Annotated in this window: 14 protein-coding genes; 8 read left to right on the top strand and 6 right to left on the bottom strand. The window is 36.6% G+C overall.

Features of this window, described 5'->3' with window-relative positions:
* Nucleotides 1-60 precede the first annotated feature (60 nt).
* Genes EGI24_RS01405 through EGI24_RS01380 form a run of 6 tightly spaced genes read left to right on the top strand, consistent with a single transcriptional unit; the run spans nt 61 to nt 7267 of the window.
* Nucleotides 61-1767 carry a tetratricopeptide repeat protein gene (locus EGI24_RS01405; RefSeq protein ID WP_255046406.1) on the top strand — a complete coding sequence of 569 codons (1707 nt, stop codon included), beginning with the start codon at nt 61-63 and terminating at the stop codon, nt 1765-1767.
* A gap of 1 nt (nt 1768) precedes the next feature.
* Entirely contained in the window at nt 1769-2599 is an 831-nt protein-coding gene (locus EGI24_RS01400) for a DUF4292 domain-containing protein (RefSeq protein WP_255046404.1), read from the top strand.
* 14 nt (nt 2600-2613) lie between these two features.
* Nucleotides 2614-3885 (top strand): murein hydrolase activator EnvC, encoded by a 1272-nt coding sequence (locus tag EGI24_RS01395; protein ID WP_255046403.1) that lies wholly within the window; start codon nt 2614-2616, stop codon nt 3883-3885.
* Nucleotides 3886-3892: 7 nt separating this feature from the next.
* On the top strand, nt 3893-4708 hold the full coding sequence (gene panB, locus EGI24_RS01390) for a 3-methyl-2-oxobutanoate hydroxymethyltransferase (protein WP_255046402.1): 816 nt from the start codon (nt 3893-3895) through the stop codon (nt 4706-4708).
* A gap of 1 nt (nt 4709) precedes the next feature.
* Nucleotides 4710-6737 carry a ComEC/Rec2 family competence protein gene (locus EGI24_RS01385; RefSeq protein WP_255046401.1) on the top strand — a complete coding sequence of 676 codons (2028 nt, stop codon included), beginning with the start codon at nt 4710-4712 and terminating at the stop codon, nt 6735-6737.
* A 2-nt stretch (nt 6738-6739) separates the two neighbouring features.
* Nucleotides 6740-7267 (top strand): DUF2911 domain-containing protein, encoded by a 528-nt coding sequence (locus EGI24_RS01380; RefSeq protein WP_255046400.1) that lies wholly within the window; start codon nt 6740-6742, stop codon nt 7265-7267.
* Nucleotides 7268-7300: 33 nt separating this feature from the next.
* On the opposite strand, the gene EGI24_RS01375 is transcribed toward EGI24_RS01380, so the two are convergent.
* The 5 genes from EGI24_RS01375 to rpsL form a co-directional block, all read right to left on the bottom strand.
* Complete coding sequence (locus EGI24_RS01375; RefSeq protein ID WP_255046397.1) at nt 7301-8275, bottom strand: Gfo/Idh/MocA family protein; 975 nt, start codon at nt 8273-8275, stop codon at nt 7301-7303.
* Between the two features lie 42 nt (nt 8276-8317).
* Nucleotides 8318-10207 (bottom strand): T9SS type A sorting domain-containing protein, encoded by a 1890-nt coding sequence (locus EGI24_RS01370; RefSeq protein ID WP_255046395.1) that lies wholly within the window; start codon nt 10205-10207, stop codon nt 8318-8320.
* A gap of 131 nt (nt 10208-10338) precedes the next feature.
* Complete coding sequence (locus tag EGI24_RS01365; RefSeq protein WP_255046393.1) at nt 10339-10836, bottom strand: hypothetical protein; 498 nt, start codon at nt 10834-10836, stop codon at nt 10339-10341.
* Between the two features lie 171 nt (nt 10837-11007).
* A complete protein-coding gene (gene rpsG, locus EGI24_RS01360; protein ID WP_255036590.1) occupies nt 11008-11475 on the bottom strand; it encodes a 30S ribosomal protein S7 in 468 nt (155 codons plus the stop codon).
* 115 nt (nt 11476-11590) lie between these two features.
* A complete protein-coding gene (rpsL, locus tag EGI24_RS01355; RefSeq protein ID WP_255036591.1) occupies nt 11591-12004 on the bottom strand; it encodes a 30S ribosomal protein S12 in 414 nt (137 codons plus the stop codon).
* A 223-nt stretch (nt 12005-12227) separates the two neighbouring features.
* Between rpsL and EGI24_RS01350 the strand changes: the two genes are divergently transcribed.
* A complete protein-coding gene (locus EGI24_RS01350) occupies nt 12228-12560 on the top strand; it encodes a helix-turn-helix transcriptional regulator (RefSeq protein WP_255046392.1) in 333 nt (110 codons plus the stop codon).
* Between the two features lie 61 nt (nt 12561-12621).
* Nucleotides 12622-13467, top strand: coding sequence for an arsenite methyltransferase (locus tag EGI24_RS01345; RefSeq protein WP_255046391.1), 846 nt, complete (start codon nt 12622-12624; stop codon nt 13465-13467).
* A 164-nt stretch (nt 13468-13631) separates the two neighbouring features.
* Here the strand turns inward: EGI24_RS01345 and EGI24_RS01340 are convergent, their stop codons facing one another.
* Nucleotides 13632-15047, bottom strand: a complete 1416-nt coding sequence (locus EGI24_RS01340) for a lipopolysaccharide assembly protein LapB (RefSeq protein ID WP_255046390.1) — start codon at nt 15045-15047, stop codon at nt 13632-13634.
* Nucleotides 15048-15129: the final 82 nt, after the last annotated feature.

The following is a 15129-nucleotide window of genomic DNA, read 5'->3' as shown; positions in this document are numbered from 1 at the left end:
AAGTTTTAAACTTATCAAAATTTTATAAAAAGTGGCAACCTTCGGTAAAATAACTGTCCCATGCGAATTTTAATCATATTTCTATTTATATCCTCGATAGCCTTTGGTCAATCTGCTGTAGATGAAACCCAAGACCAGAAAATCGAAGCCAAAGAGTTAAAAGCTGAGCAATCTTTTACCGAAGGTATGAAGTTTTATTTAATTGAAGATTATTTAAAAGCCCAAGAAGAATTCAAAAAAAACATTAAAGTATTTGGAGAATCCGGAAGCTCACTTTTTATGCTTTCCAAAACCGAACTCGCCCTTAACCTCTTGGAATCCGCGTTGATATCGGCTAAAAAAGCCTCGGATTTAGAAAAAGATAATTTTTTCTATTTGCAACATCTGGGCAATATCCAATTTAAGAGTTCGCAATACAAAGACGCAGCTTTGACTACCAAAAAAGCCCTTAAAATCAAGCCAAACTATGTAGAAGGTTATTTGAACCTTGTGGATATTTATTTGATTGAAGGCAAAGAATCCGATGCCATAAAAACGCTTGAGGATATGGAAACATCAATGGGAGCAAGCGAACAAATAACTCAAGCCAAACAAGCTATTTTTCTCAAACAAAACAAAGTAGATGCGGCATTGAAAGAAGGAAAGAAGATGGTAAAGTCGGACCCACAATATGTTTTGCAACAATCAACCATATTGATTTCCAACAATAGGTTTACAGAAGCCGCTCAAATGCTAAAAAATGCCATTGATGAAAATCCCAGTTTTATGGAGGCTTATGGCTTATTATCAGAAACCTACGCCAAGCAAAACAACAAACAAGGCACCAAGGATGTCCTAAAAAGCATTTTGGCTCAATCATCCTTGCCTTATGCACTAAAAGCCAATGCCTTAGGCTCGTTTTTTAGTACTTTGAAAAGTGGAAGCCAGCCGGATGACTTAAACGATGCATTGAGTTTTTGCGATCAAATTATAGCCCAACATCCCGACGAAGCCAGAACCTATGTATATAAAGCAGACATTTTGGTGAAATCTAACCGACTATTGGAAGGTAGAGACGCCTATCTTAATGCTATTAAATACGATAAAGGAATATTTGAAGCATGGTTAGCCGTAATTGAATTAGACGTTAAACTGAGAAAATTCAATGAGTTAGTGAAACATTCAGAAAAAGCCACTGAATACTATCCAAATCACGCTTATTTTTGGTACCATTTGGGATTTGCACAATTGCAAACAAAATCATACGATGACGCACTAATTTCTTTTGAAGAAGCCCAAGTATTAAACACCAACAACAAAGAACTCAGACACCACATAAATGCCAGTATGGCTGAAATTTATCATTTGAGAGGCAAGCTTGAAAAGTCAATCGAATTATTTGAAATTGTTTTAGCTGAAAACCCAAATAACGAACAAGCATTAAATAACTATAGCCTTCTTTTGGCCATCAACAAAAAAAATATAGAGAAAGCTATGACCTTGTCCGAACGACTTGTAAAACTTCACCCAGGTCAGTCGGCCAATTTTGACACTTATGCATGGGTATTATACCAAAAAGGGGACTTGGCCAAAGCCAATGAAATTATAGATTTGGCAATTTCAAAAGATAAAGACGGAAGTGATAGTATATTTGAACACAAAGGAGATATCCTTTTTAAGCTGGGGCAAATAGACAATGCCGTAGCGGCTTGGAAAAAAGCTCTAGAATTGAACAAATCCAATAAAAAGCTTGAAAATAAAATAAAAGATAGAACCATTATAGAATAAAATGAAGATACTCCAAAAACTATTTTTTGCGGGTTTTATTATTGTTGTCGTTTCATCTTGTAGAAGCCACAAGATGAAGAAAAATAGTATTGTACTGGGAACCGTAACGGCTACAGCTGACTCCGTCATTGTAAAAAAAGACAGTGTGGTGTTGGCCGAAATACCTGTTGAGGAAAAAGTGTTTTTTGAAACCAAAGAAATTGATTTTGAAAAACTAAAAATCAAATCCAAAATAAGTATAAAAACAGCCAAAATAGACCAAAATATTCCTGCTACCATTCATGTCAAGAAAGACAGTGTTATCTGGATTTCGATAGCTATCGGTCTTGAAGCGGCAAGAGTCAGTATCAATCCTGACAGCATATTTCTATTGGATAGGCTCAACCGAAAATATTATAAAGTTAGTTTTAAAGAGCTCAGCGATAATTTTGACTTTGACTTAGATTTTAATATGATACAATCTCTTCTTGTGGGAAATTTACCCATAAAAATAGACAGCATCGATATTTATAAAAAACTTACAGAGTTTAACAGTATTTCTCAGAAACGAAACGAAGTAGAGATTGAGAACCGTTTTGATCTAGAAAAAAGTAAGTTGTTTTATATAAATGCCACAGACAAAAAAACAAATACCAAGCTCAATATCGATTACAAAAGTTTTATCAATGAAGACAATAAACTTGTCCCAACTATTATTTCTTTGTTGATTTCAGGCAAAAACGAGGCAAAAATAGAATTTGAGCATTCCAAATTTGACTTTTTAGACCGAAATATTCGTTTTCCTTTTAATATTCCGAAAGGTTATTCTCTAGAAAAAATACCTAATTTTTAAGGTTAGGTCATACTATGAAAAAATACGTTATTTTATTTTTTGTATTTCTATTGTCGTTATCCAGTTTTGCTCAAAAACCAAAAAGTAGAGCAGCTCTTGAATCTGATAAAAAAAAGAACCTTCAAAAGATTGCTCAGGTAAAAAAAATACTGAACGAGACACAAAAAGAAAAGCAAAATACGCTTGGTCATATAAAAGCCATCAATCAACAAATAGAAAATCAACAAAACAAAATTGATTTAGCTCTAGAAGATATCGAACTCATAAAAGTAGAAATGGTGGAAATCCAAAAAGCCCAAAGCGACCTTTTTAAACAGCTAAATGCCTTACAGACTGAATATTCTGCAACTATTTATCGAGAATCAAAAAACAGCAACAAACTCACCAAAATGGGATTTTTGTTTTCGTCTGGTTCTTTAAGCGAGCTTTTTTTGAGATACAAATATTTGGAACAATATACTGAAAACAGGAAACATCAACTTTTACAAATCAAAAAAATAGGCGAAATGCTCAAGCAACGCCAAAGAACGCTTCTTCAGAAAAAAATCACGCAGCAAAATCTGATCAACATAGTAAAAATTGAAGCCAAGAGTCTGGAGGCATTGCGAGAAAAACAAGATTTGATAGTAAAAGACCTCAATAATAAAGAAAAAGATCTTAAAGGAGAATTGGAGAAATCAAAAGCAGCACTTGCAAGCTTGAATTCGGTAATTTCGAATGCAATTGAGAAAGAACAAAAAGCTAGAAAAGTACCAGCCTCACGAAAAGAAAAACAAATAGAAATAGAAGAAAGAGAAAAGAAAATATTGGGAGATAGAGAAAGTAAGAAAGCTGTTGTAAAAGAGGCTGAAACTGGCAGTAAGCCCAATAGAATCTCCAGCAAAAATTTTGGAGCGAGCAAAGCAAGACTTCCCTGGCCAGTAGATGGTTTTGTATCAGATAAGTTTGGGGTCAAAAATCATCCTGTACTTAAAGGTTTGAAAATTGATAACAATGGCATTGACATTCAGTCATCTCCCAATGCAGCAGTGAGAGCCGTATTTGAGGGAGTTGTATTGGACATTTCACAAATTCCTGGCCTAAACAATGTAGTAGCGATTCAACATGGAGATTATTATACGGTTTATGCCAACCTTGATAATGTAAATGTGAGCATCAATCAGCAAGTAAGCCTTCAGCAACAAATTGGTACCGTAGCCTACAAAGACGGTAGTCCGGAAATAAACTTCCAGATTTGGCATAATTTCAGTAAACTCAATCCCGAACCTTGGTTAGGGTCTAAATAATATTAAAATGTCAGTACATTCAGAGATCAAAAGGGTAACCACCAACACCTTAAAAGAATTAAAAAACAAAAAGGAAAAAATTGTTTGTTTGACTGCATATGATTTTTCCATGGCCACATTGGTTGACGCAGCTGGAATTGAAGTGATACTGGTTGGCGATTCCGCATCAAATGTCATGGCTGGTCACCAAACTACCCTACCAATTACGCTGGATCAAATGATTTATCATGCCCAAGGAGTCATAAGAGCCGTAAAAAGAGCATTGGTTGTAGTCGATTTGCCATTTGGTAGCTATCAAGGCAATTCAGAAGAAGCACTCCGTTCTGCTATAAAAATCATGAAAGAGTCTGGTGCCCATGCTGTAAAAATGGAAGGCGGAAAAGAAATAGAAGAGTCTATAGCGAGAGTTTTGAGTGCAGGAATTCCAGTAATGGGACACCTAGGTCTAACTCCACAATCTATATATAAATTTGGGACTTACACCGTAAGAGCCAAAGAAGACGAAGAGGCTCAGCAACTGCGAGATAACGTAAAATTATTACAAGACTTGGGATGTTTTGGTGTAGTATTAGAAAAAATACCCGCTAAACTGGCCACAGAAGTCAGCCAAACACTTGAAATTCCGACAATAGGAATCGGTGCAGGAAACGGTTGCGACGGACAAATATTGGTAATCCATGATATGTTGGGCATCAACCAAGACTTTTCCCCAAGGTTTTTGAGAAGGTATGCCGACCTAGCCACCATGATGAATACTGCTTTTACAAACTACATTAGCGATGTAAAGTCTGGAGACTTTCCTAACAAAAAGGAGTCTTATTGATATGTACCTAAGATCCATACCTGTATTAAGATATTTTATACTATTAGTAGTAGGTATTTATCTCTACCAATGGTATCAACCACAGCTTGGCCAAATCTATATTTTTATAAGTACTGCATTTTTATTAGGTATTCTTTCTACAAAAATTAATAAACTGCGTTTTCTAAAACACACCATTCCGCTTCTTTTTCTAGGCTTAGGCTTGGCCAGTTCGTATCTTTTTGATCAGAAAAATCAAGGGAATCATATCACCAAGGTTGGTAAGTTCGACCAATACATGGCTATGATTGACTCATATACCGAATCTAAGCCCAAGACTTACAAAGTGACAGCAAAGATATTTGCTGTAAAAAAAGGCAGTAAATGGCAAAATGTAGTTGGTGAGACCATGCTTTACTTCAACAAAGAGGCCAATACTGTTCCAAAATATGGTGAAGTATATATATTGAAAAATACGATTAGAGAAATAGAAGCCCCTAAAAACCCATTTGAGTTTGATTATAAAAGCTATCAAGCACGAAAAAACATATTCACGCATCAGTTTTTGAGGGAAGGCGATTTTAAACTGGCCGGCGAAATGAAAGGTTGGTCTTTGTTGAAGTTTGCCAATTCTTTAAATGTTTATACCCATACAGTTTTTAAAGAAATTTTAGATACTCCAAAACAAATGGGCGTAGCGGAAGCTATGATTGGCGGCATGAAGGCTGAGCTAGATTTTGAAACCAAACAGTGGTATTCTGCCACCGGTGCCATACATGTTTTGGCGGTTTCAGGCATGCATGTGGTCATATTATTTGTAGTACTGAATAAACTATTAGGGCTATTTTTAGACAAGAAAAAACCTTTCTTTTTGGCTGCTATCTTGATATTACTCTGGTCGTATGCCATATTTACAGGACTAAGTCCTAGTGTTTGCAGGTCTACTTTGATGTTTTCTATGATACAATTGGGGACATTTTTCCGACGTGACGATAATCCCGTCAATACACTATTATTGTCTGCTATAATTCTACTCATCATTGTACCCAATTGGCTCTATGATGTTGGTTTTCAGCTATCTTATTTGGCGGTTTTTGGCATAATGGTAATTTATCCGAGCCTAAAAAGACTATTTTATTTTAAATGGAAGCCTATTCGTTGGATTTGGGAAATTTCAGCAGTATCTATCGCCGCCCAGATTTTCACTTTGCCGCTTACACTTTACTATTTCCATCAATTTCCAAACTATTTTCTACTGGCCAATCCCGTAGTTTCATTGGTGTCTTCTTTCATGCTTCCGATTGGCTTATTGGTATTGTTTATTGCCAAAATACCTTATTTAGGAGCGGCTTTAGGATTCATTTTCAAATGGTTAATTGATATTCTCAATTACTCAGTTTATTTGATTGCAGAACTTCCAAACGCACTAAGTACAGGGCTTTCAATATCCATCACGACTGTAATATTTTTGTTTTTGACCATTGCTTCTATACTTGTATTCTTCAAAAAAAAAGAGGTCATTTATATAAAATTGATTGCAATTACCTGCCTTTTTCTAACTATTAGTGGAGCAAATCAGCTATTCAAACAAAACAAACAAAAAGAAATCACCTTCCATTTTATTCCAAACGGCTGGGGAATTTCAGTCATTGAGGGTCGTTCGGCTACTTTTATTTCTACAGATTCGCTTTGCAATGAGCCACTTATTTATCAATTCCACCTAAAAAACTATTATGACGCCAAAGGCATAAAGAATTATAAAACACAAAAAATCGCTGATCAAGGAAACTTCATCATAAATAATGATTTGGGAAATATCCAATGGATGAAGACACCAAATGGAAAAATTATTGAAAAAAATAGCCCGTATTTAGTCTGCTCAGAAAATGCCATAAAAGACCTCACAAATTTATCAGAATTTGATGGCACGATTATACTGGATGGCTCTAATAAAAAATGGGTTGTAGAAAAAATCAAAGCGGAGGCTGAACAAAAAAAGAAAAAATTGGTAGTTTTGTATGATACCGGATCGAAAACATTAACCTTTTAATCATGAAAAAAGCACTAAATATAATCTTTATTGTCATCGGTGTGTTGGTTCTAGCCCTATACGGTGTGCGTACCTATACGAAGAGCCACAGCCCATTTGAGAAACTCACTGCCAAAGGCAAAAGAGACTTAAAAGTAGAACTTGGCTACTGCAGACCATTAATGAAAGAAAGAAAAATATTTGGCGAACTTATACCCTACAATACCGTATGGAGAACTGGGGCCAATGAAGCCACCACGATTAGTTTTTCCAGAACTTGTACTTTTGGCAAACGAAAAGTAAAAGACGGCAAATATAGCCTATGGACTATCCCTGGTGAAAAATATTGGACAATAATACTGAATACAGAAACAGGACAGTGGGGAACCAATTATGACGAAACTAAAGACTATTTGAGGTTTAAAGTAGAAGCCGGTAAAACCCAAAAGGCTATTGAACAACTGACCATCAAACTCAATGAAATAGCAGAGGGAGGCATAGATTTAACACTAAATTGGGAAAACACTGTGTTGAATATCCCAATAAGATAATTAGTTTAATCCAAAAAAATTAAATTAAGCTATTCAGTACACTATCTTAGCTGCCTCTCTAGTTTTGTCCAACAAATGAATAAGTTTATTACTATCAGCCAAAGACCAATTAGAGCTTTCTAATAGGCCATTTCTGAGGCAGTCATTAACCTCTTCGATTTCATAATTATAACCAAAAGTATCTCTTGGAAACTCCAAAGTCTCCACTTCCACTCCTTCCAAAGTGTATAAAGTCAAACGAGTGGCCTCATGAAATCTACCATGCATTTTAATGGAGCCATTTTCTCCATAAATCCGGGCATCACAGTCCGTGTGAGCCACAACCGTACAATTTAACACTGCTGTACTTTGGTTGTCATATTGGTAAATAAAAGAGGTGGTTTCGTCTGTTCCTGTTTTAGAAAAAATGCTTGCTGCCAAAATCTTAGATGGGTAACCCAATAATAACAAAGACAAGAAAGCTGGATAAATTCCGATATCTAAAAATGCCCCACCGCCCAAGCTAGGATTGAAAAGGCGAGATTTTTCGTCGAAAGCAGCTTTAAATCCAAAATCAGCATGTATTGTTTTAATATTACCTATTTTACCTTCAGCTATCCACGATTGTACCTTCAAAGTACTAGGCAAGAAACGTGTCCACATGGCTTCCATCAAAAACACTTGATTTTTCCTTGCTAGAGCTACCATCTCGTTTACCTCTATCTCATCCATAGCAAATGGTTTTTCACACAAAACCCCAACACCTTTGTTTAAACACAACAAAGAGTGCTCCTTGTGATAGGTATGTGGCGTTGCTACATAAACTACATCTATATCCACTGTAAATAAGGCTTCATAACTACCGAAGGCATGCCTAACATGATGATTTAATGCAAATTGCTGAGCTCTTTCCAATGAAGTACTGGCCACCGCTACCAGCTCGATACCAGTTGTTTTATTTAAATCTGAAGCAAACTTTGCGGCAATTTTACCTGCACCCAAAATTCCCCACTTTATGGTTTTAATCATTTATATAAAGTCAAATATTTTTGCAATTTAGCCCTAAAACCATTAGTTAACAATAATTTTCTTGGTCTGCTTAGCTACACTATTAGAAACCACCACATGATAAATGCCAATGGAAGGATTATTTGCTAAAATTATTTTGTAAGAAGAATCACCAATTTTAATTAACTCAAAAGGCACGCTAATACCTTTTGCATCCACCAGTTGAATGGTTGGGTTTTCTAAAAAGGTATCAATTAGTACAAAATCTGTAGCAGGGTTTGGATAAACCCTGAATTGATCTATGGGCAAATTTAAAATCGAAAGGGGTAAAAAGTTAAAGCTTACAGTTGGGCCAACGTAAGATTTATTTGCTAAATCCGTATATCTCAATCTATAATAATTGTTGCCAAAAATTGGATTTTTGTCTATAAATCTATAAGAAACTATTCCAGTGGAAACCCCAACTGCAGCCTGCTCATCTTTCTGAAAAAACGCTTTATTATCATCGCTTTTTTCTATGAAAATAAACTGAGAGTTTTGTTCAAATGTTGTAGTCCAAACCAATTCTATCTCTTGCCTTTCATTTAAAAAAGCCTGAAACTTTCCAAAAATAATTGGAGGAGGCAAACTCAAATTAAGAGCCCAAAAATCACTTTGGCCTCTATTAACACTTGCATCGCCATCTGCCGAGCGACTACTTGCAGCCAAGAATAAGCCGTTTTTTGAAGAATAAATAACTTGTCGAGCCAAATCGATATCAGCTCCACCAAACAATTTATGAAAAATAGGCACAAAGGTCTCTTCTTTCAAAGCCATCAACCAAACATCTGTCAAGGTGCCTTTGGGCTTGGTAGTGCCTATTGTGGACTGGCTTGTGCCAGATGCATACAATACGCCATCAGTGCCACGTATCAAACTATAAAAACCATCGTTTTCGATGCCGCCAAAGTGATTTTTATTCTGCAAAATCCCGTTTTTATCGATTCTCAAAATAATACCATCTTTCTCCCCCAATGAATTCCCAATTTGACCATTTATTGAGCTTGACTCTCCCGCAATATAAAACCCAGTTTTAGAACTATTTTCTAGTGCCGAAAACGCCACATCGTAATTATTTCCACCAAATCCTTTTTCCCAAAGTTGCCTTCCAGTGCCATCAATTTTGATCACTAACATATCAAGAAAACCTTGGCCTGCCCCTGTGATATCCCTCTCTAACGAAAGTGTCCCTCCCACCATCAAATATCCTCCGTCAGAAGTTTGGATTATATCGTTCATGTAATCTTCTAAGCCACCACCGAATGTTTTCTCCCAGAGTGTATCTCCAAACGTAGAGAGCTTTGCAACATAAAAATCGTATCCAGAAAATGGATTTACACCGATGGATCTAGTTGCACCGACTATAAACTGGCCGTCAGCTAGAATTTTTATGGTGGGTTTACTAAAACTATTTACTTGTTGAAATGAAACCCCAGAGTTGCTATTTCCTCCAGCAAAAAGTCGTTTGGAAACAAAATCTCCATTCTCTTTAAGCCTAATAAGTATCAAGCCGCCATTTACCCCATTAAATATGGCGTCACCGTCAGTAGACTGAGAAGTGCCTAATATTAAATATTCATTATTTAAAGTTTTGACAATCGAAGTTGCCACGTCGTCCTTTGAACCACCAAAAGTCTTTGCCCAAACGATAGCCCCAGTATTTGAAACTTTTGAAATCCAAAAATCATTTCCTCCTGTGCCATCAAATCCTTTGGAGTCTTTTACATCAAAGCTATTTTTTGAATTGGTAGAACCCACCAGAATAAACCCACCGTCAGATGTTTCTACTCCCGCATATGCCACTTCATTTCTTTCTCCCCCATAAGATTTTTGCCAATTTACCACGTATTCTTGTGCAAAAACGCATTCTTGGGTTATTAAAATTAGTATTAATATGGATAAGTATTTAAGCATTTATAAATAAGTATTTTTATAGGAATGTAAAAATCTGAAGTTACGAGAATACAGACTTTACCCTAAAAATTACTCAAAATTCATGCCTATATATGTTGTGCGAATACATATTAATGTCAATAACCTAATAATCAGCTTATGTGAACGGTTTCACCAATCGATTCTTCAAAAAAGTGATGCAGTTGAAAAGTCTGCTCCACACCCATTTTCTGTCCAGTTTGTGCCACAAAATACAGAATCACTAAACCTCCAAGCAAAAAAGGTAACAGCCAAAGTATCTGACTGTCAATATGCAGTGAATATTTTACCAAGCCAATAATAGTAATGAAAAATGTAGCCAGCCCCAAAATAGCATAACCAAACAAAAAAACTGCCCAAACTGTGGGATGCGGTCCGTACATTCCTCGCAAAACAGTTCCATTTTCTGTTTCTTCAAAAGACACATTTAGCTGTGGCGACCAAAAATGCTGATATTCAGGCAAGATTCTAAAAAGTCCGTGGGTAAGAAACACTTTGCCATCAATATGGTCGTGCTGCGTCGCTAATCTTTTATTGATTTTTTCTACTAATTCCTTCGGCTTATCGGGATATTCTTTCCTGAACTTAGGCCTTACTCTAAAACTCGTCATATCGGGGTTATTTAGGTTGAGTGATAAAACTAAATAATAACCAAACCAATATTTATGACATTAAGCAGAAAACGCAATTTCTATGAAGATTTCTATTTTACAGAAACATTTACCCACAAAAAAACCTCCCGAATAATCGAGAGGTTCTCTTTTGGTCTGTAGAATAGACGATTACAATCTGAAGTGCGAGAATGCTTTGTTAGCATCTGCCATTCTGTGCGTATCATCTTTCTTTTTCACAGATGCACCTTCACCTTTCGAAGCAGCGATAATCTCGCCAGCTAAACGCTCAGTGATGGTTTTCTCACCACGCTTACGAGCGTAGTTGATCATCCATTTCATACCTAATGACTGTTTACGATCGGCTCTTACTTCAGTAGGAACTTGGAAAGTAGCACCACCCACTCTACGGCTCTTAACCTCTACAGCTGGCATAACGTTGTTCAATGCTTTTTTCCAGATTTCTAATCCGTTTTCGCTCGTACGTTTCTCAACAATCTCTAATGCACCATAAAAAATACCGTAAGCCAGTGATTTTTTACCGTCGTACATCATGTTGTTTACAAACTTTGTTACGGTTACATCTCTGAATTTTGGATCAGGTAACACGTAACGCTTTTTTGGTTTTGCTTTTCTCATTTCTTAAATTTTTAAGAAGGTTTCGTTTAATGATTTAAACTAATTCACATTCGGTAATACCAAACATTACTTCCCCTATATGTGCTCTCAGTGAGAGACTATAAAGATTTTCTTGTTATTTTTTCTTACCTTTTGTTGGTGCTGCCGCTACCTGACCTGGCTTAGGACGTTTAGCACCATACTTAGAGCGACTCTGCTTACGGTTGTTTACACCGGCTGTATCCAATGCCCCACGAACGATGTGATAACGTACACCTGGTAAGTCTTTCACACGACCACCTCTAATCAATACGATAGAGTGCTCTTGCAAATTGTGACCTTCACCTGGAATGTAGGCGTTCACTTCTTTCTGGTTCGTTAAACGTACACGAGCTACTTTACGAAGAGCCGAGTTTGGCTTCTTTGGTGTAGTAGTATAAACTCTTGTGCACACCCCACGACGCTGAGGGCAAGAATCCAATGCCGGAGATTTCGACTTGTACATTAATGTCTCTCTTCCTTTTCTTACTAACTGCTGTATAGTAGGCATTGTAAACTGTTAAAAATTAATTAATTAAATACTATCTCCCCAAAATTGGGACTGCAAAGGTAAGATTATTTTTCTGTAAATAAAATTTTGTACAATAAATTATACCTAAAGACTCTATATTTTATAAAAAACCAAACGTGAATGACCCTTTCAAAAAAAAATATTCGAAATAGTTTGAAATATCAAAATTTCTATCGTAATATTGCGATAAGAAAATAAATATATGGGATTAACCAAGTCAGAAGAGTTTACAGTCAAAGATAATAAGCTAGCAAAATACGCAAAGGCCTTGTCGCATCCTGCACGTATAGCTATACTACGGATATTGATAAAGAGGCAGTCGTGTATTTGTGGAGATATTGTAGAGGAACTTCCTCTTTCACAAAGTACAGTCTCACAGCATCTCAAAGAACTGAAAGAAGCAGGCTTAATAAAAGGTGAAATTGAAGGAGCTAAAGTGTGTTATTGTATAGATGAAACCGAGCTAAATCAAGCTAAAAGCTATATAGACGAGCTATTTAGTAGTTATTATGTAAACAAAACCAGTTGTTGTTGATATTTTTTTGCGAAAAGCAATCGCATTATTACGATAATAAAAAACTAAAATTAAAACAAAAATGCAAACAGAAGAACAATTAAAAGAGATTGTAAAGCAAAAATACAGTGAGATAGCTTTGCAAGACAAAGAAACCAACATGTCGTCATGCTGCGGCTCAGGCGGTTGCTCTACAGAGGTTTACAATATCATGAGCGACGATTACTCCCAACTAGAAGGCTACAACCCTGACGCTGATTTGGGCTTGGGATGCGGACTACCGACGCAATTTACCAAAATAAAGAAAGGCGATGTTGTAATAGACTTAGGAAGCGGAGCGGGAAACGATTGCTTCATAGCAAGAGCAGAAACTGGCGAATCTGGCAAAGTAATTGGGATAGATTTCACACCTGCCATGGTAGACAAAGCCAGAACCAATGCCGAAATCAGAGGTTTTAACAACGTGGAGTTCAGACAAGGCGATATAGAAAACATGCCAGTTACGGCCAATGTTGCTGATGTGATTGTGAGCAATTGCGTCCTAAATTTAGTACCGAACAAAAAGGCGGTCTTGAAAGACATCATGAGAGTCTTGAAACCGGGTGGGCATTTTAGTATTTCCGACATAGTTTTGGTGGGTGATTTACCAGAAACATTACAAAATGCCGCAGAAATGTACGCTGGATGTGTCTCTGGGGCGATTCAAAAAGACGAATACCTAGGAATGATTCAGGAAACTGGGTTTATGAATATAACGCTACAAAAAGAAAAAGCGATAATTATACCTGACGATATCCTGAGCCAATACCTTGATGCTCAACAGTTAGAAGATTTCAAAAACTCTAAAATGGGCATTTTCAGTGTTACCGTTTATGCCGAAAAACCAGCTGAAAAAGCCGCTTGTTGTGGACCAGATTGTTGTAGTTGAGATTCCAGATGGTTTAAGAAACACCGGTTTCATGGATGCTCGCACGGATTTTCTTGGATAGTTTTTATAAATAAAAAGAGCGATTTGATATTTCAAATCGCTCTTTTAATATCTATGTCAAAACATTAACAAATTAGTAATTAACAAATTATCACATTAAACCCTCATTTCCTAAACTGATCAATAATCCTCTGCAAAGCTTTCAAAGTGTCCAGATTACTAAAGAAATCGTACAACTGCACGTGTTTGTCGTAATCTAAGACTAAGGCCTCTTGCAGATATTTATAGGCTTCGTTGAAGCTGCTGTTATAGAGCAAGTAAGTGCAAGCCCTGTAATAAAGGTCTGCATCGTCGGGTATCTCTTCAATGCCTTCATAAACTATCTCAAAAGCACGGTGGTAATTTTCTTGCTCAAAGTGCAAAAGAGACCAATTTAGCCAAATATCTGCATTGATTGGATCCAAATCCGCAGCTTTATCATAAGCTTCTTCTGAGGATATCACATTGCCGAGCTTAGACTCATTATCAGCCAATAACAACCAAAAATCACTATTGATATCATTGAGCTTTATGGCTTTTTTTACAAAATGTATCGACTCTAGGTATTTCTCTTGTTCATAAAGCACCGAGGCCATACCAAACCAGGCATCGTCCCAGAACTCATCCATGTCTGCTGCCTTCTTATAGTTTTTGTAAGCTTCGGTATATTCCTCCAGTTTTTCGTGAGATGCCGCCAAGTGTGTTAAAACTTCGGCTGAGGGCTCTTCAAAACGCAAAGTATTGATAAAGGACTCTTTCGCATCAGAAAAACTTTCGAGATTCATCTGACTTAGCCCAAGGTTGTACCAACCAGAGGCGAAATCCCCTTCTATTGCCACAGCATATTCAAAAGCGTCTTTGGCTTTTTCGTATAGATTCAGCTGATTATAGCACTGACCAAGGGCAAACCAAGCCAGTTGGTTATATGGATCTTCGTCGATGAGCTGATTAAACAAGTCTATACCTCCCAACAGATTAGACTGCACATCGAAACAATACACCAATTCATTGTAGACCAGTTCGTTCTTTGACTTGCATCCTATCGCATTCTGAAATGATTCTATAGCCTCTGGAATATGACCCAAACTTACCAATGCCATTCCCATTTGAAAGTACACATTTTCTTTTTCCTCGGCGAGTGGCAATATCTGTCTAAACAAATCTAGGGCCTCTGCATTGTCGCCAGAACACATCAATATAACGCCCCTGAAATACTCAATTTCGGTATCGGAGGGGTGAAAAATACTGGCATTGTCCAACAAATCTGTGGCTTCTTCGAGTTCAAATTTATTGATTAATATCTGAGTTTTGTTTAAAATCAAATCCAAAGAATGCGGATAATGCTTCAAACCAAAATTGCAAGCTTTCATGGCAAAATCAAATTTGCCCCTCACCATGTAATATTCTGAAAGTGACTCAAATACTTCTTCGCTAAAGTAGGGAGTTTCTTTTCTCTGAAGCATGGACTCAAACCTCTTTGCTGCATCGGCTATGGTAGCCTCATTAAACTCATCAAAATGATCACTGTAGTCTTGATTCATGCAGTAATTAGGTTTATAAGATTCATTTCTCTATTAAAGATACAAAACTGATTAGATTTTTCAAATTATACGAATACGGAAT

Origin of the sequence: Lacihabitans sp. CS3-21 (assembly GCF_024343675.1) — a bacterium.
GTDB lineage: Bacteria > Bacteroidota > Bacteroidia > Cytophagales > Spirosomataceae > Leadbetterella.
This window is presented reverse-complemented; position numbering and strand designations above follow the sequence as displayed.